Below are 20,312 nucleotides of genomic sequence, written 5' to 3'. Positions count from 1 at the left end.
TGCGCGCCGACGCCGGACAAAACGACAAATAGATCGCAGGCACCGTTTCGCGCTCACCCATTACGACAAACGAACAACGATTACGCGCTCACTTATTAATGACGAACCTCGGCCAAAGCACATCTTGCAACGCTCTAATCGACTCCCGAATGTAGAGTTGGGCGGAACAAGACATGTGACGGACGCGAGGGCACCGAGGAAGAACCAACGACATGGCATTACATCTCCCAACTGCATTGAAGCAGCACAAGCAGCTAAGTATTGTTACTGTTGCCGCGCTCGTCCTTATGGCACTGATTTGCCTATTACCTATGTCGAGTGGCAACCTTCACTACGAACTTTCCTTTGGGCAGTCCGTTGAGCCTGGCGCATCCGCAACTTTTCAGTTCGAAGGAACGGAAAACCTTCCGGAATATAGTAGCCAGACCGCTTTTGTCAGGAACGGCACAGCGTCCATCAGAGTTGACTCCATCAATCAGGATTCCCAATCCCTGTCGATAACCGTCGAAGGCGCCAACGCTTCAGTCTCATCATTCACAGCCAGAATGGTGATCACCGATCAGATATCCTACACAGTGCACAGCGTGCCAGCTGACCACATTGTCGTGAGCTCTGATTCAGACGGGAACACAAGCGTCATCGCCCTTGATGAATCTTCGCTTCAAAAAATACAACACAACGCATCATTACTGGCTCCTATCAAATTCTTCTTGCTTGGCGTACTGCTCATTGCGTATACGGTTTTCCTACTTCGAAAAACCTTCTGCAAAACTGCTGATATCCGCATTTTCACTGCAGGAACCGTGGTAGCGGTGTTGCTTATAGGCGTCACATGCAATGTATGGCTGGTCAAACAACCAATCAGCCAGAACACCCAGTTCCAATACGATGAGACCGCCCCAATCACAGCAAATGAATTCGAGCTCCAACAGACGCTGCTCATCAAAGGCGATTATATTGACTACATCGAACTGCCGGTCGAACTTGCTTATTCCGTAAGTCCTGCTGACGAACAGGATTCGAAATACTCTGACGTGTACAAATCCCCGCAGGAATTCCAGGATGTCTACACACTCACCATCACTACGGATAACGACACCACTTCACTGTTCAGCGGGCGTGTAACGCCAGATCTCCTCAACGCAGAGCTTGATGCCATCCGCATTCCCTTGCAGGTTCATGGGCTGGCCGGGCATCCGCTCACGATAACACTTCATAAAGAGGCATCTGACAAACCGTCATCATTAGCGTTTAGCGTGGGAACAATCTCTCAGAGCGACGGAACGATTACCGCCGCGCAAATCACAGGAGATATGACCGAGGACGAGCAGTATCTCGTTGTCAGCGCAGGGTATAACGGGATGCCTTACCGAGAATACATCACGATAATTATTGCCGCTTTGGTCATTGTTCTCGGAATCAATATTCTTGCAACACGCTATCGTCGGCAACAAACACAGATGCTCGTCTCACTCTTTAACTACGCTATTCTCTTCCCCTATATCATCTTCCAAAATCACATTTACCAGGCAAATGTCCAAGGATTTGCCGATGAACAGGCTCACCTCTCCTATATCGCTTTTTTGGAGAAGGAGGGCGGGATCATCCCCGATTTTTCACGGATGGGCATTTACTCAAGCACTGCGACAGGTATAGACACCGCCGTGCAGACCCAGTTCAATTATTTGGGACATCCTCCGCTGTATTACCTCATTATGAGATTCTTGGGGCAGCTATCCGTCGATGGTACAGTGGTCACGTTTAATCTCAATAGATTGCGCACAATCTCTTTCTGTATCGGATTGCTTGCGATTCTTTTGCTCTTCTACATCGGTTTTACCCGCATCCGAAAGATTCCTATTCTGCATCTTCTATTTGGCCTTCTTATCATTTCACCGCCAAACCTTATTTACGGCATCTCCGGTGTTTCTAATGACACTTTGACTTTCCTCACCGTTGCGATTTTCATTCTCGGAATCATCCGGTTCTTGGAACACCGCTACAATTTCGCGACATACAGTCTTATCGCCATCGGCATCAGCACGACAGTACTCACGAAACTCACCTCCGGCATGATCGTCTGCATTCTTGCCGTGTTCGTTGTGCTGTACACCATCGTGAAAGAACGCAAACCTGAGCGAATCTTCAATCTCCGGTTTGCCTCCTCTCTGCCTTTCTATCTGATACCTATAGCGTATTTTGCCGTTCTTTATTCTCGATTCCACACCGTCCAACCCAGTTATGCCGGTTTGGCATTGGATGAATACATGCAAAGCGGTATGTATCAGAACATCGACACCAGACTCGAAATGGGAGTTTGGGAATACTGCATGTACTATATCCAGCGATTTCTGGATACGTGGTATACAATCGCGGGGCATACCGCAGTTGCTCGCCCCAGCGAGTTTTTCACATACGGGGCTGTTCTTGCTATTTTGATTATTCCCTTTGCGCTTTATGTAATGAGAAGGAATCGTTCCCGCGATTATCTGTGCATGGCTTTCACCGCAGTGGTTCTGGTTATGCTGTACCAGATGTTCGGCTCAGCGTACGCTTCCTTTATTAACAATGGTTATGCCGGAGGCTATAGCAGCCGATATTATCTGTGCGCGATCCCCGTCATGGCTTTTGCCTGCATATACGTGATTGTCCAGTGTTGTTCGCAACGCATAAGTCCCACTACCCTGGAACCGTGGCGCACCTCGAATTCACAGCAACTTACTCAAATCGGGGTATTGATATGTTCCATGTTCGCCGTGTTGCTCGTTCTTGATGGCTTTATCTTCTCAGTTCTCTACGACGCAGATCTCACTCGCGCATTCATAGGTTAACGACGAAAGGTATCACTATGAATAACAGCACAATGAACACCGTTGCGGTATTACTCCCGTGCTATAACGAAGAAATCACCATCGGTAAAGTGGTACGCGATTTTCGTCAAGCATTGCCGGACGCCACTATATATGTGTATGACAACAACAGCACCGATCGAACAGCACAGATTGCGGCTTCTGAAGGAGCAGTAGTGTGTCACGAGCCCCGGCAGGGCAAAGGAAATGTAATCCGCGCCATGTTTGAGGATATCGACGCAGACGTATATGTGATGGCTGATGGAGACGACACATATCCAGCCGAGACCGCGCCGGCTATGGTGCAGAGAATCCTCGAAGGATATGACATGGTGATTGGAGACCGTCTTAGTTCCACTTATTTTCAAGAGAATAAACGACCGTTCCATAACTTCGGCAACCGTCTGGTCCGCGGTTCCATCAATACGCTTTTCCATGCAAAAGTGACCGATATCATGACCGGATACCGTGCGTTTAATTTCACTTTTGCGAAAACCTACCCAGTATTATCCAAAGGGTTTGAAGTTGAAACGGAGATGACCATTCACTCTTTGGACAATAATTTGCGCATTTACGAGATGCCTGTGCAATATCGAGACCGCCCCGAGGGATCAGTCTCCAAGCTGGACACGGTTGGAGATGGCATCAAGGTTTTGAGCACCATCTTCCGTCTAATTCGCGAATATAAGCCTTTACCGTTCTTCGGCAGCTGTGGCTTGGCTATCAGCCTAGTCGGATTGCTGTTAACGCTTTTAGTCACTGCCGAATACGCCCAAACAGGTATTGTAGAACGCTTCCCTACACTGATAGGCGCGATGATGTTAATCATCACTGGAGTCGTGTTCATTTCCGCAGGAATCGTTTTGGACGTCATTGCAAAGAACGGCAGGAAATCTTTCATCACCAGCAAAAATCAGTTTGCATGTATGCGCCGCAATCCAAAAAACTAGCGCACCAAACATTATGCATGAGGACTGGCACTCGGATAACGGTGCCAGTCCTCATGTCTTTGAAATGCTAATTAATGACGATGGATGTTACACACCCTCTGGCTTAATCTCGCATGCGATACCATCACCATCCCTATCAAGATGAGTACCGTAACCCGGATCTCCACGATACAAAGGCGCTTTTCCTGCACGCCACGCTTCCGTGCAGTTCTTGAAATACGTTGGCGAGGAACCGCTATTCCCCCCCGTTGACGAGGAACCGCCGCCTCCGACGGAAATAGAGTCAGAACGACCTGGGCCCACACCGTACCATGCGATGCCTTCGGCTTTCCATCCCGCGCGAACCAGCATGTTCTGCTCATTGCCGTTCAACGTGAAATTATGAGCCCCGGCCTTCGCATTCGGATTGTACTGACGCAACAACGGATACGCACGTACATCATCACTCGAATACCAGCCAATGCCCTCATAACGCCAACCCACACGCACGAGACTATCCCGCTCACCACCACTCGTCGTGTAATGATGATCACCCGCATTCGGATTATACAAACGATACACCGGCGTATTCGAACTCACAGGAGCGACCCAGCCGATACCCTCATACTTCCAACCAACCCGAACCAACGAATTACGCTCATTGCCATCCGCCGTATAAAAATGCTCACCCGAATTCGGATTATACAAGCGGTACATATCGCGCCTACCGGAATCAGCCGCTACAGCCCCTGGTGCAGGCGCGACCAACAGCAACGCGCACAACACCGCGACTACAACACAGCAATGCTTCCATGCGCTGCGAATACCCTTCATCATTGCAATCTCCTATCTTTATGCGAAGAAAAACAACCCCTCAGCGCACCATTGTAGCCCCAAAATTAAAAACGAATTACTTTCCCTTCCAGGCCACTCCTTCGCCTTTCCACCCAGAATTAATCACCGATACGTATTCGCCATAGGAGGTGGTGTAAACATGTTCTCCGCTGTTCGGATTGTATAAGCGATAAACGGGCACAACGCCGTCCGAAGGCACGTACCAGGCAATTGCCTCATCGTGCCATCCCAGACGAACAAGCATGTTTTTCTCAGCACCATTTACCGTATACAAGTGGTTACCGTCGTTCGGATTGTAAACACGGTACACAGGAGTACCAGAAGTTGCAGCCACAAATGATTCACCCTCATAGCGCCAACCCATTTTTTGGAGCACAAGAATCTCACCGTAATTCACGGTGTAGTGATGCAGACCGCTATTGATGTTGTAAATACGATATACAACCGCTGTGTCGCTCGGAGACACATATGTGGCATTACCAAAGGCATTAAGATCCACATTGCCGCTGATGCCATTCACCCTTCCGATTGAGGTGTATTGCCAGCCGCGGCTGTTGGTGGGGTAGTCGAAATTGGTGCGTGAACCGTAGCTGGCCACCCATGTGGTTTTGGAGTGGATGTTGCTGGAGTTCAAAGCGCTCTTGAGGTAGCTCGTGTACGAGTACACACCCAGGTTCGTGTATCCGGCGGCCTGCAGTTTGGCGTACCAGGTGTTGACGATGCCGTCGTAGACGCTGGGGCTGGTGGGCGGCTTGTGGCCGGCCCAAGTCCAATTCTCCAGGTCGTAATACACCGGATAGCTCAAATCGCTCGGGGAGACGCCCACCTGCTTGAGCAGGCTGACGATGTCGTCACCTTCGTTGGCGGCGAGTTCGTTGTTGTAGGCGTACGAATACGTGTAGATGCCGAAGGGGATACCCAAGCGCTTGCATTCGCTGATATTGCGTTTCGCCTGCTTGTCGAGGCCGTTGCCGGCACCATAGCTGATGCGGATGATCGCGCCTTCCACACCAGCGTTTTTGGCAGCCTGCCAGTCGATGGCGCCCTGCCATTCAGAAACGTCAATCACGCCCTTGGCCTGCTGCACGAACAGCGTGCCGTCGCTCTCGAAGAATGCAGCAGTTCCATTGTACGTGCCCCAGTAGGCGCCATATGAGTTGTTCCCAAGCGCGGTCAGCTGCACCGTGCCTTCTGTAGAAAGCATAGAAGGAGTCACCGCATCGCCCTCGACGGAATCGGAATCTTCCTCGGATTGTTGCGACTGCGACGATTCCGCACTCTCATCCGAGTTCCCAGACGTGGCGGAATCATCTACTGTATCCTCTGCATCTTCTGCAGCATCCGTATCGGAATCCGTCGCGTCGACTTTCTGACGCACCTCTTCCACTTGCACGGGGATGAAGGATTCGCCATCGGTTTTGGCGAGCGGATCAGGCTGTTGCGACTGCGTGCCGACCAGTTCGGGATCGGTCACCGTCTCACCGGTTTCGATGTTCTGCACTTCGCCGTCCGCATTCACCGCCAGTTCGGGCGAAACGACCGTCGCATCGTCCGGAACATCCTCGCTTACGGTGGAGGGCAGTTCCTGCGTGGGATTGTCCGGAATGCTGTCCGCATCGCTCAACTGCTGGTCGTCGATGGTTTGGACTTGCGAGCCGAATTGCGACCACGTCGAATCCCCCAAGGCCGTATCCGTGATGGCGTACGCCGGAACCGCGCTCAACGACACCGCCAACGCACCGGCGACAGTCAGCACGGCAACGCGCTTCCAAGTATGTGCAGTCATAGTTGTTCTCCTCATATGGCATCGCTATCCCGGCGAATATCCATCCTCCAACCTAATGCACTCGGCTCCCCTCGCCAACAGCGCTCCCCTAAACCTTGCGAATCATTAACAATTGAGAGCCCTCACGCGCTATCGATTCCACCGTGGCAATCGCTGCGAACCACTTCAACAGATAGGAGCTGGATGGTCTGCGAATCCGACAAGCAGGCCAACGAAAATACCGGAAACATCGCGTTATTCCCTGTTTAAGGGGTTATGTGCGGTAAGGCTGGGATCAGTATCCCGGTTCAAATCTGCCATGCTCTGCATGAATGATTCATGACGGCAACTGTCGTATTCCTGCAAATCATCCAACCGGACCCTGCGGTGCCGGCCGACTTTTGTGTAAGGAATTTTGCCGGACTCAAGAAGCTTCACGAAAGTTGGACGGCTCATGCCAAGCATATCCGCCGCATCCTGCGTGGTGAGCATCATATCGCAAGGAGCCACAAGAACGGCCTTACCTTGAGATAGACCATTAGCAACTTGCAATAACGCCTGCGCAAGCTCCTTCGTCAGGGGCCTAGGCGATTCTCCCTCAATCTTCAACGAAGCGACGGGGAAGTCTTCATGCTGAAGCATTTCCTCGAACTTGTCCAGCGTTTCTTTGATATCGAGAACCTGACGCTTGTCATCAGTCTGCGGATAGTATGCCACTGAATTACCTGACAACACTCTTCCGGACATTACAGCCTCCAAATCTCATCACTGAGCGATCTTCCCAATCAATACATACCTATCATATAACATATATTCGAAATATTCGAAACAGAGGTCATGCAAACTAAGCAGCCCTTAGGGTTTTCGCATTTTATGATTTCGCCCAGCTAAGTATGGCAATCAGTCCGCAAGACCTCAGGCACTACCGACGAGAGGAGACCCATGCGCCGCCTTATTGCAGTTGGCAACGGATTCGACATCGCACACCATCTCCCAACCAAGTACGGCGATTTTCGGGAATACCTGCTTAAGCAGAGTAAACCTTCTTCTCCGTACAGCGGAGATACAGCGGATGGTGGAGCACGACATCTGATGCAAATGATTGCTGAAATGTACGATGAGAGCGATGACTTCTGGAAGTCCTTCGAGGGGAATCTCGGCAAAGTCGGCGGAAAAGGTTCTCCTCTTCACTCTGATGTCAACGGCTACATACACAGCATAGGTATGGACGACGGATTGGCGTCCGATGCCGCAACAGTCGCAGAAGGCTATCTTCAGAGCAATGACGTGCACAATGCGATCCTCGACTATCTTTCCAAGTGGATTTGCAAAGTGGATAAAGATGTTGCTGATCCACCCGCGCAGGCAAAATGGCTACTACACGATACAGAAGACTGGTTCTTCACTTTCAACTACACTCATACGCTTGAAGACCTCTATGGGATACCACGACTCCATGTCAAACACATCCATGGCGAAGCCGACAAAGCTGGCGAACCCCTTATTTTTGGGCACGCTCCGGGGCAGCCCATTCTCATCGACGAAAATGAAGGTAGTCTTTGCGATGCTGCCACTAATTGCATCGCAAAGGAAATTCATCAACTCACCCAAAAACATACAGAAAAGATTATCTCCGACAACGACGAATACTTCGACGCCATGCATCGACTGAGCTTCTCGACAGTCAAGGTCATCGGACACTCATTCTCCGAAGTTGATTATCCATACTTCGAATCAATTCGCGATGCGATACCTGGAGCACTATGGGAGCTTCACTGTCATGAAGTTACTGATGCGCACGCCTGCCGAACGATGGCTCAGAAATTGAACATTCCACCAACAAGCTACATAGTTCTGTCCGACAAGTTGTTCTGGATATAGCCTTGATGGCTGGCTACGAGGACTCTTATCGCTCGAGTCTGACGTAGAGGTAGTCGGTTCCTGCAATCTCTTGGAATCCGTATTTCTGATAGAACGCCTCGGCAGTGCCAACAGGCTCTACGATGAGAGTCTTTGCTCCGATGACATGCGCTGCCGACTCCGCGCGCAGGATCGCGTCCCTGAGCAGATGCTTGCCTATGCCGCAACGCTGGTATCTGATGCCGACGCCGAGCATGCCGAGAAGAATCACCGGCACTTGCACCGGCGTATTGCGGCGCAGCCATCCGCCGGAGACCTCATCACGGCTTATGGAATACGCGCCGAGCGTGTAGAAACCAGCCAGCGGACCGCCCTTCTCCCATGTGGCGTACACGACGGCGGTACCGCTGCGTCGAGCGCGAAGCCCCCTGCTGTGAAGCCAACCGTCGATGACCGGCAGCCCACTTTCAAAACCCGCAATGTCATCGGATTCCTCAAGACGTCTCGGTGGAAGGAATTCGCTCATGCCCAGATCGGCTCCTCGTCAAGCAGGTCACGCGTGGACTGCGGCATGGGCTCGTCGAGCGCCTTGAGGAACGCATCGAATGCCTCATCGGACAGACGCAGCGTGGTGGCGTTCTCGATATCCCTGCGCGCGGAGTCGACGAAATTGCCCAGCGACCATTGCGTCAACGACATATCGCGCAACGCTGCGGCGCGCTTGATAAGGCTTTTCTGCTCCTCTGTCAAGCGCAAGTTCATCTGTGAGCTCTTTTCGATATGTGTGGACACATTCATTATGTGTACAGCAAAATGCTTCGCAATAATTACGGTACTTAGTACCGGTATTCAACGCCAGGATTGCTGTTGCAGGTCGGCGTCTGATCGAGCTGCAGCTGATCCGCTCCGGCCTGCGTGGTCACGTCCCATTCCAGGGTGATGGTGGTTTCCACGGGGATGTCGAGCTGTCCCAGATACACCGTGCGTCCGTAGGCATCGACCTGCGTGAACTGGGCACCGTTGGAAGCAGTGATATTCGATACGGTGCCGCCCGTGGGCGCGAAAATCATGGTGCGGTTGCCGGCGGTGCCGTTGGGAGTGAGGTGGTTGATATACCGCGGAACAGTGGCGTTGAGCGCCGTGGTCATGGTGTTGGTGAGCGTGGTGGTCACATGGTAGGTGGCGCTGCCGTCGGCATTGGTGCCGGTCTGCTCGACCACCGTATGGCGATTCACGTAGTAGTCCAGTTTCGACGCGTACATTTCGTTGAGATACAGACCGACGGTCGAATCGGATTCGCTGTTGTTGATCTCTCCGGTCAAGCCGGCGTTACGCAACGTCTCAACATCCTCGTCATGGAACGACCAGAAATAGAAGTGGCGCTGTTCGGCCATGTTCATCAGGGCCTTGGCCAGGTTCATCATCTTGGCGGAGTCCATGTTAGTGAACATATTCGCAATCACCTGTGAGGCTGTTTCGGAGAAGTAGGAGTCCTGCGCTTCCTCGGAGAGCTCCAGATACGCTCCATTGAGCAGGAAGTCCGCGGTGTTGGTGTCGTCGAGCACTCGGCCGTCCGACAGAGTCACGGAGCCGGTCGCGCCAATCATGGCCTGCAATGCCACTGGGTCGAGCGACATCACGCCGTCCGAATCGCCTCCGAAGGACTGCTGTTCCCAGAACTCGCTGGCCATGCGGGCCACTTGCGGAAAATCAGGTGAGGACGTGATGTTATGGATCGCGGTGCCGAAATACATGTCGGAATACAGCGTGCTTTCACCCTCGCCGATCTGGTCGGTGGCGTTGCCGCTGAATTGAGTGTTCGCATGGAATTCACCCACGGAAATCTTGCCGTTATCCGCACTGAACGAGCCTACCGAGCCAACCATGCCGCCCGCACCACGAATCTCGGAATTGGTTTGGGCCAACAGCACGTAGTTGCGTGCGCCATCCGCGCCGAGGAAGCTGGGCAGCATGTTCACAATGCCGGTGAGCTGGTTCACTTTGTCGGCGACTGCAGTGAGTTGGGTTTTTCCTTTGGATAAGGCATCCTGCACCAAACCGATTTTCGCGTCGGGCAGGTCGTTGATCGTTTGCGCCTGCGCGGCCAGAGAATCGTTAGCTACGGTAAGCTGATTCGCCACAGTGATGATCGGTCCCATGTTCAGGCCGCCGTCACCGTTAGAAAGCGAAGAGCCGGTCAGGGTATTCATCGCCTGCTGCAGCTGGGGCAGCGTGGTCTGCGCGAAATCGTCCAACGTATTGACGGCGGAACGTACCGAAGCGATATCTGATCCCACCACCGGCGTCAGCTCCGCCAACGACCACAACGGGCCGGCAACGTCTTGCTTGGCCGCAGCCGCTTCCGTTTGGATGGACTCCACCGATGAACCGATGTTGGTGAGCGCGTCGGCCATATCTCCGCCGTTGAGCGACTGCGCGGTGGCGATCACATTGTTGAGATGGTTCTTCGCACTCATGGCCGATTTGAACATCATGAATCCGCAGCATCCGCCCACAAGAATCAGGAGCAGCAGAAACGCCAGCACTACGTGGCGTACGGTGCGCTTCTTCCGAGGCAATGCGCGGGCATGAACGATACGCTTGGTACGCATACGGGCCATCAAAAACTCCTGTGGTCGGTGTTAATACGCTCCATCTCCGCGCAAGACTACACCCACAGTCTTAATAAGAATGGCAATATCCGTCATCAACGACCAGTTCTCCACGTAGTTCACATCAAGGAACTCCGCATCCTGCTGGGAGAGATTGTTACGGCCGGAGATCTGCCAGGGCCCGGTGATGCCGGGACGAACCAGCAGACGGGTGGAATACAGTGATGAATACTGATCCACCTCGTATTGGCGCTGCGGTCGAGGCCCGACCAGCGACATGTCTCCGCGCAGCACGTTGATGAACTGCGGAATCTCATCGATGGAAGTCTTGCGGATGAATTTGCCCACCTTGGTGATACGGGGATCGTCTTTGACTTTGAACGTGGCACCAAGTTCGACGCCTGCGGCGGCGGCCACTTCGGCGTCGTGCTTGTCCGCGTCGATACGCATGGAACGCATTTTTAGCACGTTGAACGGTTCGCCGTAGATGCCGATACGCTCCTGCTTGTAGAACACGGGGCCACCGTCCTCGAGCTTAATGGCGATGGCGGTGATCAGCATGAAAATGGAACCCGGAATCAGCGCCACTAGGGAACCGGCGTGTCGATTGCACGCTTCATGAAGCGTGTAGGTAGGGAATATTGTGGCAACGAGGCAGACATGATCGGCAAGGCAGTGTTGTTACGTACATGGATGCGCCCGCCGCCGATATCCGCCACGGCAGCGGTGACGGCGAGCTCCATGCACAGGGACTCCACCGCCAGCGAGAGCGTGCGCAGTGTCTCGGAATCACGGGTGAACACGTCGGTGATCAGCACGGTCTGCGCGCCGAGACGCTTCGCAGTTTGAGGCAGCCGCGAGTTCAACGGCAGCACACGCAAGGATTTTTCAAAATCATTGCGGGGTGTGAACGGCACAGAAACCAGATACTGGGCGGCATCCGGGTCGATTCCCTCCGAAGTTTGTGCCACGGAGCAGACCGCAATAGGTGCGTAGCCTATGGCCAGACCTATCTGCGTGGTGAGCTTGTCAATGGTTTCGTGAATGCCTTCCGGAGAGCCGACGATCACCGTGGGATAGTTGAATTCGCCTTTGCGTCGGTTGCTGTGCAAGGCACGGCGCATCAGCCAACGTTCGATAAGAGTGAGCGCTCCGCTGGCGATTGAGGCGATGCAAACCAGCCAACGCGGGAATCCCAGATCGAAGAAGTATGCGATGGAGCACAAGGCCACGAGCTCGATGAACATGGCAGAGGCGACTTTGGCATACAGCGCGTATCCCTCGCCCATGGTGTGGCGTCGATAGCTGGAGGTGAACGCGAGGGCGAGAATCCACGTTCCGCAGAAGATTGCCAACGTGGTGAGGACTCCGCCCGGAATCAGTTGGTTCACCGTGCCCAGCACATCAGGACGAACCAAAAACATGAAGGCGCAGGAGACGAGCATCATCAATGCGTCAAGCGCGACCAACGTGGCGTTGTACAGGTAGCGCCACCGCGGCAACGAGAACAGTGGATTGAACGCAGGGCGCTTGCTGCCTTCACGGGAGTCGGCGCGGTATGTTCCTTCGAAGAAGGTCGGGCGGGCCGCAGGTGGAGGTGTGGGCGGTGTTCCATTGACGCTGCCCGAAAGCTTGCGCAATGTATGCGCGGATCTGCTGGTGCGAGCCGCTGCGGCTTGAGCGGGGATTTCACGGGTTCTCTCCGCTACCGAGTCAGCGTTCTGTGGCAGGTTGCCCACGGTCTGCATGCTCTACTCTCCAAGTTCTTCTCTACGCGTCGGCCAACGTTCAAACTGCGAACGGTGTCCGAGCAATGCTCATTCTGCTAGGCAAGTTTACTTGTCACACCCCCTATCTCGCCATCACATGTCAAAACTGACAGCATGTCATGGCAAAACTCACACATTTGTCTTGTCTTGTTGGGCGTGCAGACGCAAGCTCGGGCTCACGACATAATCAAGGGGCTGAAACAAAGCCCCAACAAACGCCACCATCCCATATCGCGTTATCGTTGTATTATTCTGACCAGTCTTGTAGAGAAGGGGTTCATCTCCTCTTCGAGAACCTGCTACACCATTCCAAAACTCTCAGGGGATTACTCAGCATGCATCCAGAGCTATCGACAGCTGTCGCCCACTCCCGCCCAACCACAGCAGAATACACACACATCAAAACCAAGTATCCTCGAAATTCTAATGTTGAAGCGTTGCGTCTATTAGCCATGTTCTGCATCGCCTTGAATCACTTCCCATTCGGGGTAAGACAAGGAGCAAGCCTCGCACAGGACGAAGTTGTTTCTTTGTTGACCAATTTTGGAGGCCTCGGTGATTGTCTATTCTTTATTATCAGCGCTTGGTACCTGTGCGAACGAACACCGAGTTTCCGCAGTTCCCTCAGACGAGTATGGATTCTCGAACGCCAGCTCCTGTTCTACTCGTTAACGCTGTTCGGAATCTATCTGTTAGCGGGGTATGTTTTCAACTTAGGAGACGTGTCGACCAAATACTTGCTAGCAAGCGCCGCTCGCGCCGCATTCCCCTTTGCCACGTCACATTGGTGGTTTCCCACCAGTTACATGCTGTTTCTCATGATTCTGCCTTTTCTTTCCACTGGACTACGCGCCTTGCCAAAAGAAATGCACTGTACTCTCGTCTGCCTCTTGCTGATTTTGTACGGTTTTGTGCCTTTCCGCTTGGATATCGTGAAACTAAACATGGCCTACTCCATTGTCTTATTCTTGTATTTGTACATTATTGTCACCTTCTTACGCTGGCACACGCCTGCACTCCTTGAGAATCGACAAATCGCCAAACAAATAGCCATAATTGGTTTCGCATGCGGCACGCTGATTCAAATCGCATGCATGGTTCCTATACATTACGTCAAACCGAATAATTCTTTTTGGCAAGGCTGGCTCAATTGTCCGTCTTGTCTCCCATCAATTCTTATGGCACTAGGATTGATTATTCTCGCAAACACCGCAAAACCCAAGTACAACGCAGCTATTAACAGACTTGCCTCATCCACTTTAGCGGTCTATCTAATTTTGACTGACAAAAATATCAATGCGCTACTGACTCAAGCATTAAATCAAAATCCCATAGAGGGATGGGGCAAGATACTTCTGCTAATCATCGGCACAGCATTGTTCTATGTCGCCGCTATCGCCATAGATTTACTCCGACAGCTGCTGTTCGCGATTACTGTGGATAGAAATCCCGGCAAATGGTTTGACCAATTGTGGGATATAACAGTGTCAAGCACTCTTGCACATACTACCAGTCAAATGGTCAAGCTGAACTGAGCGCGATAGGGGCTGACCGCATAGGAATCATCTCCAAGAAAAACGTCCTCAGCCCCTCCTGCCGACACGAACTTGACAAAACACAATCGACCGCAACGCCAATGCGCACGCGTTCTCCAGGCGTCGCGCGGAATACCGATTCGACAGGCGCAGGACCGCCAGCGCGGGTTCGACGCCCTGCTCGTCGAGGCGTTCCTTGGCGAACAGCCCGCCTATCACTGCCGCGCAGTCGGGGCCGATCCGGTTCGCCCACCGCTCGCAGCGTTCGCGGTTGTCTTTTGTCAAGTTCGTGTCGGCTGGATGGTCGTGTTGTTTTCCGCAGGATGTGCAGCGGGTTTTCCGCAGGATGATCGTCCTTCGGGTTCGCCCGCCGCCTTGGTTTGTTTTGGTTATTTGGTCATGAGGGGGTAGTGCCCGATATCTTGCGCACTTTTGGTTCCGCCCGTTCCTGGTGCGGTGTTCAGTTCGCTGCCTGTAGGTTGTCATCGAGCCGGGACATGTCGAGATAGCGGCGTGTGGACCATTCGGTGGAGACGATGTGGCGGATTCTGGCGCACGCGAGCATGAGCGCGCTGTCGCCGTCGGGGAAGCCGCCGACGACGCGGGTCCTGCGTCGTATCTCCCTGTTCAATCGTTCGAGCGTGTTGTTGGTGCGGATCCGCCGCCAGTGCTCGGCGGGGAACGCGTAGTAGGCGGTCGTCTCCCGGATGCCCTCCCTCAGGCAGTTGGCCGCCGCCTTGAGCTTCCTGGACTCCAGTTCGGCGGCGACGCTTTCGGCCTTGGCGAGGGCCGATCCGCGGTCCTCCATCGCGAAGACAGCCTTGAGCGCGTTCCCGGCCCATCTCATGTGCGCCCGGCTGGTCTTGGAGATGTCTATGTTCAAATGTTTTTGGTCGGTGTCTGCACTGATTCGTGAACACTTTCTGCGTTCATTTTGTACGGTGTCGGCGGAGGGCGTCGGATGCGGGTGAGGGCACCGATGCCGGTTCCTTGGTAGATTCCCGAGTGCTAGCAACCATTCGAGGTTCTCGGGAGGAAAGGAATGACGACACCGATGCGTGTTCAACAGACTATCAGGCAGTTGGAGGCGAGGGGCATGAACCATTCGCAGATCGCCAGGGAACTGGGTTTGTCCCGGACCACGGTGGCCAAGTACGCCAACAAGGACGACTACTCGCCGCGATCCGGCGGGTCGGGGACGGGGCGTTCCCTGGTGGACCAGGGCTGGGCCGACATCGTGGACGGCTGGCTCACCGCGGATCTGCGACTGCCGATGAAGCAGAGGCACACGGCCGTGCGGGTGCACGAGCGGCTCGTCGCGGAATGCGGTTTCCCGGGCGAGTATCCCTCGGTGCAGCGTTGGGTCCACCGCTGGCGCGTGGCGCACGCGGACGAATCGGAGGGATTCGCGGAACTGGAATGGGCCCCGGGCTCGGCGCAGGCCGATTTCGGCCAGGCCAGGGCCGTGGTCAAGGGCGTGGAGGTCGTGGTGCATTTCCTGGCGGTCTCGTTCCCGTACTCCAACATGCGCTACGTGGTGGCGTTGCCGGCAGAGACCGCGGAATGCCTGTGCCACGGGCTCGCCGTGGTGTTCGCGTATATCGGCATGGTTCCTCGGGTGCTGGCGGTCGACAACGCCGCCGGCGCCGGGCACCGCAATCCGGACGGCACCGTCACCCAGACCCGTCTGTTCTCCCTGCTGTGCGCGCACTACGGGTTCGAGGCCAGGTTCTGCAACCCGTATTCGGGCCATGAGAAAGGCAGCGTGGAGAACGCGGTCGGTTTCGTGAGGCGCAACCTGATGGTGCCCGTGCCCTCGGCGGAGAGCATGGAGGCGCTTTCCGCCGCGTGGCTCGCCGAATGCGACCGGATCGCCGGACGCGACCACTACCGCAAGGACGAGCCGGTGCGCGACCTGTTCGAAACGGAGCTCGACCACATGATCCCGTTGCCGGGCGCGCGGTTCGACGCGTGCGACTGGCGGATGGTCAAAGCCGACAAAACCGGCACGGTCACCGTCGACGGCAACCGGTACCTCGCCGGTCCGAAATGGCGTTCCGCGCGTCTGAAGGCCGGGGTGCGCGCGTTCGAGATCGAGCTGCGCGACCCGGACGGAGGACGCATCATCACGTTGGAGCGCGCGTGGGGGCACGAGACGAGGACGCGGCTGAATCCCTCCGCGCTGCTCGCGATCATCGCGCGCAAGCCGCGCGTGTGGGGAGAAAGCCCGATACGCGGCGATTTCCCGCAACCCGTGCGCGACCTGCTCGACCGCATGGACGGGCGGGCCAGAAGGGACCTGATCGACGACATCCGGGCGGTTTCGGCGTCATGCGGCTTCGCCGCCACCGTCAAGGCCGCGGCCATGGTCATCGACGCGGGCAGGAGCCTCGACCGGGCCGCGATCGAGACGACCGCCAGACGCATCCTGCAAGGCGGTTCAGGCGATTCCTCCGCCGATCTGAAACGCTACGACAAGTACATGGAGGCGCGTGATGAGCGGTGACGGAAGCGCGTCCACGGGCCGTCGCGGCGGCCGGACGGTCGACAAATCCACCCCCGAACAGGTCATGGACCTCGCCCGCAACCTGCCGCTGACCAAGGCGGTGCCCAGGGACGCGGTCGCCGACGCGACCCCGGGCCAACTGGGATTCCTCGCGAACCTGTTCGCCGCCGAGAACGCCAGCCGCGCCGAGGGCAAACGGCTCCGCCTGACGAAGCAGGCCATGTTCCCCCAGGAGAAAAGCCTGGACGGCTACGACTGGAGCATGGCCTCGTTCCCCGCCGGCTGGGGCCGCGAGCAACTGACCAGCCTGGAGTTCATAGACCGGGCCGAGGACCTCGTGCTCTACGGCGACGTGGGATGCGGCAAGACCCACCTCGCCATCGCCATCGGGATCCTCGCCTGCCAGCGCATGATCCCGGTCAGGTTCTTCACCGCCTCGGGCCTGGTCATGCGCCTGCGACGCGCGAAGGACGAGAACCGGCTCGACGCCGAACTCAAAGCGATCGGCAGGGCCGGGCTGATCGTCATCGACGAGCTCGGCTACCTGCCCATCGACATCGACGGGGCCCGGCTCCTGTTCCAGGTCATCGCGGACTCGTACGAAAGGAGGAGCATCATCTTCACCTCGAACCTGGAATTCAGCCGGTGGGCCGACGTGTTCGGCGACGGCGACATGGCCGCCGCGGTCATCGACCGCATCGTCCACCACGGACGCATCGTCAGGTTCCACGGCGAATCCTACAGGAACAGACACTCGCTCATGAGATAACCAAACACAACAACAAACAAGGAACCAACCGCCGACCGTGTTCAATTTGAACGCCGACGGTGTTCAGAAAAAGTGCAGAACATGACCAACAAAATTTGACGAAATACAGGAGACGACGTTGCGCATGAAGTGCACCATGCACCGCTGGTAGGCGGCGTGCGGCAGCATCGCCTCCACCGTGGCGACGAGCCCCGCGCAACAGTCGCCCACGACGAGGCGCACGCCTTTCAGGCCGCGTTCGATCATGGACCTGAAGAACGACTCCCAGCTGGCGCAATCCTCCTTCATGCCCTCCGCCACGCCGATGACCTCCCGGTGACCGTCGGCGTCGACGCCTATGGCGACGAGCACGCTCACGCTTCCCACGCTGCCGCCCCAACTGCGTTTGTGCCACACGCCGTCAACGAACACGTACGGATACTCGCCCTCCAACGGGCGGCTGCGCCATTCCTCGATATCGGCATACACCTTCTTGAGCTTGTCGCTCAGGGTCTGGGAGGGCATCCGCTCGCCCCACAGCAGTTGGCTGATGTCGTCGACCCTGCGCGTGCTCACGCCCGCCAGGTACATCTCGACCAGCGCCTCCTCGACGCTCGACTCGCGCCGGCGGTAGCGTTCGATCACGGCGGACTCGAACAAAGCGCCCTTCAGTTTGGGAATCCTGGCGGTCATGGATCCGGCCTTCGCGACGAGCTTGCGCTCGTAGTGACCGGCGCGGTTCGCCCTGCGTTCGCCGCTGCGCTCGTATCTGGCGGCCCCGGCGATCCTGTCGGCCTCGGCGCCCGGGCATCGCGTTCAGGATCTCGGTGACCTTGGCGGTCACGAGACGATCGAGCTTCGACTCGAGCATGGGACGATCAATCTGTATGATGGTGCTCTCGGGCATGGTCCTGCGATACCTCTTTCCAATCGCGGTTTTCTTTGTCTGGCGACTGAAATCGTATCAGGGCGCGGGCCATGCCTCTCTCACATCAACACAAACCAAAAGTGCGCAAAAAGACGGACGTTATCCATGAGGGCGTTGCGGCTGCGGTAGCTTTCGCCCTTGAAGCGGATGAGCCTGCCGTGGTGGACGGTGCGGTCCACGACCGCGGCGGCCATGTTCGGGTCGCCGAACACCCTGGCCCATCCGGAGAATTCGATGTTGGTGGTGTAGACGACGCTCCTTGTCTCGTAGGAGTCGGATATGACCTGGAAGAGGAGGCGGCTGCCCTCCTCGTCGATGGGGATGTATCCGAGCTCGTCGATGATGATGAGGCGGGCCTTGGCGATGGCGGCGAGCTCCCTGTCGAGCCGGTTGTCCGCCTTGGCGCGTCTCAGGCGCATGACCAGGCTTGAGGCGGTGAAGAACCTCACCGGTATCCCGGCCCGGCACGCGGCCCGTCCCAACGCGATGGCGAGATGGCTTTTGCCGGTGCCGACCGGCCCGTAGAGCACGAGGTCCTCGGCTTTCCCGACGAATTCGAGGCCTTCGAGCTGGCTCCGTCCCCAGTCGGCGGGCATGTCCAGGTTGGTCCAGTCGTATCCGTCGAGCTCCTTGTCGGACGGGAACCCCGCCGTCTTCATCAGCCGGGCGCGTTTGGCCCGGTCGCGCGATTCGAGTTCGGCTTGGAACCATCGTTCGATGAAGTCGAGCTGGGCGGGCGTGGCCTCGGCCAGCGTGTTGGCGAGCACGCTGCGGGTCAGGGTCAGTTGCTTGCTCATCGCCATGATGCGCTGGCTTGTGGCGATGGTGTCGGCCCTGCGCCTGCGGGTCTCGGGGATCTGTGGTTCGGGTCTGGTGCTCATGCGGTCTCCTTTCCGGGCCGGTTGAACCTGTCGTAGGCGCCGAGGTCGGGCAGGTCGCCGCCGTAGTCGATGTCGCCTTCCGCGATGCGTCTGGCCAGGATCGTCATATCGGCCTCGGAGAAATCGCATCCGTGTCGGATGAGATGGCCGGCGGCCCGCATCGCCGGTTCGAAGCCCGCGGCCTCGCAGGCCCTGGCGATGGCACTGAGACTGGCCTTGAGGGTCTTGTCGTCGGCCTGGTCGAGCCGTTCCCTCACGTCGTCGGGCACGTCGGGGCGGATCGAGCAGTCGCGCCACGCGCCGGGTTTGCGCGCGAGCAGAGGGAACACCGTGGCGGGATCCTGGATCGTGCGCGACGATCTGCCGTAGACGCGGGAGAGCTCCGCGATTGTGCGCCCGTCCGGATCCTTGACGGTGACGCTTGTGGCGCGGATGGCGACGTCGACCCTTCTGCCGTGCAGCGCGGGGCCGATCTGGTAGCGGTTGGAGTCGATCTCGACGCACCCGTACTTGTCGGCCTTGCGGGTCTCCCATCTGACCGCGTCGAACCGGCACGAGGGCAGCGGGCGCAACGCCTTCAAATCGTCGGCGAACAGCACGTCGATCGGCTCCAGGGCGCGGTAATGGACCTGTTCGCCGAGTTCGTCGCATTTGGCGAGCATGAGCCGGGTGAGCTGTTCGTGGGTCTCGGCCGCCATGGGCGGGACCATGAGGTTGCGCCGCAGGAACCCGACCGCGTTCTCCACGCTGCCCTTCTCGTTGCCCGAGTACGGGTTGCAGAAGCGCACGTCGAGGCGATGGTGGCTGACGAACGCCTCGAACACGCGCGACAAGGTCACGTTCCCCCTAGAGTCGCGATGGCCCGCGCCGGACGCGTTGTCGATCACGAGCGTGTGCGGGACGCCGCCGATGTGCTCGAATATCGAGGTCAGGCCCTCGCAGATGCATTCCGCGTTCTCGGCGGGCAGGCTCGCCGCGTACCGCTTGTTCGAATGCGGGAACGTGACGACCAGGCAATGGTCGTCCACCCATTCGCCCGCCAGCCGCGCCTTGGCCAGACCGAAGTCCATCTGCA

14 protein-coding genes and 3 pseudogenes are annotated in these 20,312 nt (G+C 56.3%); 6 read left to right on the top strand and 11 right to left on the bottom strand.

The genetic code is table 11. The annotated features are described in order from the left end of the window. Positions 1–212 precede the first annotated feature (212 nt). Positions 213–2,831 (top strand): hypothetical protein, encoded by a 2,619-nt coding sequence (locus AC1AV0_RS10800; RefSeq protein ID WP_476573869.1) that lies wholly within the window; start codon positions 213–215, stop codon positions 2,829–2,831. Between the two features lie 17 nt (positions 2,832–2,848). After that, the gene (locus tag AC1AV0_RS10795) at positions 2,849–3,799 is read left to right on the top strand and encodes a glycosyltransferase family 2 protein (RefSeq protein WP_476573867.1); all 951 of its coding nucleotides are present in this window, start codon (positions 2,849–2,851) and stop codon (positions 3,797–3,799) included. A gap of 87 nt (positions 3,800–3,886) precedes the next feature. On the opposite strand, the gene AC1AV0_RS10790 is transcribed toward AC1AV0_RS10795, so the two are convergent. The 3 genes from AC1AV0_RS10790 to AC1AV0_RS10780 all read right to left on the bottom strand — a co-directional run bounded on the left by AC1AV0_RS10790 (position 3,887) and on the right by AC1AV0_RS10780 (position 7,145). After that, positions 3,887–4,612, bottom strand: a complete 726-nt coding sequence (locus AC1AV0_RS10790) for an excalibur calcium-binding domain-containing protein (RefSeq protein ID WP_476573871.1) — start codon at positions 4,610–4,612, stop codon at positions 3,887–3,889. 76 nt (positions 4,613–4,688) lie between these two features. After that, a complete protein-coding gene (locus AC1AV0_RS10785) occupies positions 4,689–6,419 on the bottom strand; it encodes a GH25 family lysozyme (protein ID WP_476573865.1) in 1,731 nt (576 codons plus the stop codon). Between the two features lie 234 nt (positions 6,420–6,653). Continuing rightward, on the bottom strand, positions 6,654–7,145 hold the full coding sequence (locus tag AC1AV0_RS10780) for a helix-turn-helix domain-containing protein (RefSeq protein WP_476573863.1): 492 nt from the start codon (positions 7,143–7,145) through the stop codon (positions 6,654–6,656). A gap of 195 nt (positions 7,146–7,340) precedes the next feature. Between AC1AV0_RS10780 and AC1AV0_RS10775 the strand changes: the two genes are divergently transcribed. After that, positions 7,341–8,279, top strand: coding sequence for a bacteriophage abortive infection AbiH family protein (locus AC1AV0_RS10775; protein WP_476573861.1), 939 nt, complete (start codon positions 7,341–7,343; stop codon positions 8,277–8,279). A 25-nt stretch (positions 8,280–8,304) separates the two neighbouring features. On the opposite strand, the gene AC1AV0_RS10770 is transcribed toward AC1AV0_RS10775, so the two are convergent. From AC1AV0_RS10770 to AC1AV0_RS10755, 4 genes and pseudogenes are all read right to left on the bottom strand, one after another. Further along, complete coding sequence (locus AC1AV0_RS10770) at positions 8,305–8,784, bottom strand: GNAT family N-acetyltransferase (RefSeq protein ID WP_476573859.1); 480 nt, start codon at positions 8,782–8,784, stop codon at positions 8,305–8,307. Then, the gene (locus AC1AV0_RS10765; RefSeq protein ID WP_476573857.1) at positions 8,781–9,020 is read right to left on the bottom strand and encodes a type II toxin-antitoxin system TacA family antitoxin; all 240 of its coding nucleotides are present in this window, start codon (positions 9,018–9,020) and stop codon (positions 8,781–8,783) included. The genes AC1AV0_RS10770 and AC1AV0_RS10765 overlap by 4 nt, the downstream gene beginning before the upstream one ends. A 74-nt stretch (positions 9,021–9,094) precedes the next feature. After that, the gene (locus tag AC1AV0_RS10760; RefSeq protein ID WP_476573855.1) at positions 9,095–10,879 is read right to left on the bottom strand and encodes a DUF4012 domain-containing protein; all 1,785 of its coding nucleotides are present in this window, start codon (positions 10,877–10,879) and stop codon (positions 9,095–9,097) included. A gap of 21 nt (positions 10,880–10,900) precedes the next feature. After that, positions 10,901–12,618: pseudogene (locus AC1AV0_RS10755) on the bottom strand (sugar transferase). A 356-nt stretch (positions 12,619–12,974) separates the two neighbouring features. Here AC1AV0_RS10755 and AC1AV0_RS10750 point away from each other — a divergent pair. After that, entirely contained in the window at positions 12,975–14,174 is a 1,200-nt protein-coding gene (locus AC1AV0_RS10750; RefSeq protein WP_476573853.1) for an acyltransferase family protein, read from the top strand. A 460-nt stretch (positions 14,175–14,634) separates the two neighbouring features. Here the strand turns inward: AC1AV0_RS10750 and AC1AV0_RS10745 are convergent. Further along, positions 14,635–15,045: pseudogene (locus AC1AV0_RS10745) on the bottom strand (transposase); the annotation flags it as partial. A gap of 171 nt (positions 15,046–15,216) precedes the next feature. On the opposite strand from AC1AV0_RS10745, the gene istA reads away from it, so the two are divergent. Both istA and istB (AC1AV0_RS10735) read left to right on the top strand, forming a co-directional pair. Continuing rightward, on the top strand, positions 15,217–16,680 hold the full coding sequence (gene istA / locus AC1AV0_RS10740; protein ID WP_476573851.1) for an IS21 family transposase: 1,464 nt from the start codon (positions 15,217–15,219) through the stop codon (positions 16,678–16,680). Continuing rightward, positions 16,670–17,449, top strand: coding sequence for an IS21-like element helper ATPase IstB (istB, locus tag AC1AV0_RS10735; protein ID WP_476573849.1), 780 nt, complete (start codon positions 16,670–16,672; stop codon positions 17,447–17,449). The genes istA and istB (AC1AV0_RS10735) overlap by 11 nt, the downstream gene beginning before the upstream one ends. A 108-nt stretch (positions 17,450–17,557) precedes the next feature. Here the strand turns inward: istB (AC1AV0_RS10735) and AC1AV0_RS10730 are convergent. The 3 genes and pseudogenes from AC1AV0_RS10730 to AC1AV0_RS10720 all read right to left on the bottom strand — a co-directional run. Then, positions 17,558–18,335: pseudogene (locus tag AC1AV0_RS10730) on the bottom strand (IS256 family transposase); the annotation flags it as partial. An 80-nt stretch (positions 18,336–18,415) separates the two neighbouring features. After that, complete coding sequence (gene istB / locus AC1AV0_RS10725; RefSeq protein ID WP_476573847.1) at positions 18,416–19,237, bottom strand: IS21-like element helper ATPase IstB; 822 nt, start codon at positions 19,235–19,237, stop codon at positions 18,416–18,418. Next, positions 19,234–20,312: Mu transposase domain-containing protein (locus AC1AV0_RS10720; protein ID WP_476573845.1), on the bottom strand; the 1,079-nt coding region annotated here is incomplete at its 5' end. The genes istB (AC1AV0_RS10725) and AC1AV0_RS10720, both read right to left, overlap by 4 nt.

Source organism: Bifidobacterium sp. LH_558 (genome assembly GCF_056356295.1).
The sequence above is the reverse complement of the archived record's forward strand: the minus strand, read 5'-3'. Positions and strand labels throughout refer to the sequence as shown.

Coding starts and splice junctions, on each gene's coding strand:
- AC1AV0_RS10760 (WP_476573855.1), bottom strand. CDS start 10,879: ATGGCCCGTATGCGTACCAAGCGTATCGTTCATGCCCGCGCATTGCCT.
- AC1AV0_RS10780 (WP_476573863.1), bottom strand. CDS start 7,145: ATGTCCGGAAGAGTGTTGTCAGGTAATTCAGTGGCATACTATCCGCAG.
- AC1AV0_RS10770 (WP_476573859.1), bottom strand. CDS start 8,784: ATGAGCGAATTCCTTCCACCGAGACGTCTTGAGGAATCCGATGACATT.
- istB (WP_476573849.1), top strand. CDS start 16,670: ATGAGCGGTGACGGAAGCGCGTCCACGGGCCGTCGCGGCGGCCGGACG.
- AC1AV0_RS10785 (WP_476573865.1), bottom strand. CDS start 6,419: ATGACTGCACATACTTGGAAGCGCGTTGCCGTGCTGACTGTCGCCGGT.
- AC1AV0_RS10800 (WP_476573869.1), top strand. CDS start 213: ATGGCATTACATCTCCCAACTGCATTGAAGCAGCACAAGCAGCTAAGT.
- istB (WP_476573847.1), bottom strand. CDS start 19,237: ATGAGCACCAGACCCGAACCACAGATCCCCGAGACCCGCAGGCGCAGG.
- AC1AV0_RS10795 (WP_476573867.1), top strand. CDS start 2,849: ATGAATAACAGCACAATGAACACCGTTGCGGTATTACTCCCGTGCTAT.
- AC1AV0_RS10750 (WP_476573853.1), top strand. CDS start 12,975: ATGCATCCAGAGCTATCGACAGCTGTCGCCCACTCCCGCCCAACCACA.
- istA (WP_476573851.1), top strand. CDS start 15,217: ATGACGACACCGATGCGTGTTCAACAGACTATCAGGCAGTTGGAGGCG.
- AC1AV0_RS10775 (WP_476573861.1), top strand. CDS start 7,341: ATGCGCCGCCTTATTGCAGTTGGCAACGGATTCGACATCGCACACCAT.
- AC1AV0_RS10790 (WP_476573871.1), bottom strand. CDS start 4,612: ATGAAGGGTATTCGCAGCGCATGGAAGCATTGCTGTGTTGTAGTCGCG.
- AC1AV0_RS10765 (WP_476573857.1), bottom strand. CDS start 9,020: ATGAACTTGCGCTTGACAGAGGAGCAGAAAAGCCTTATCAAGCGCGCC.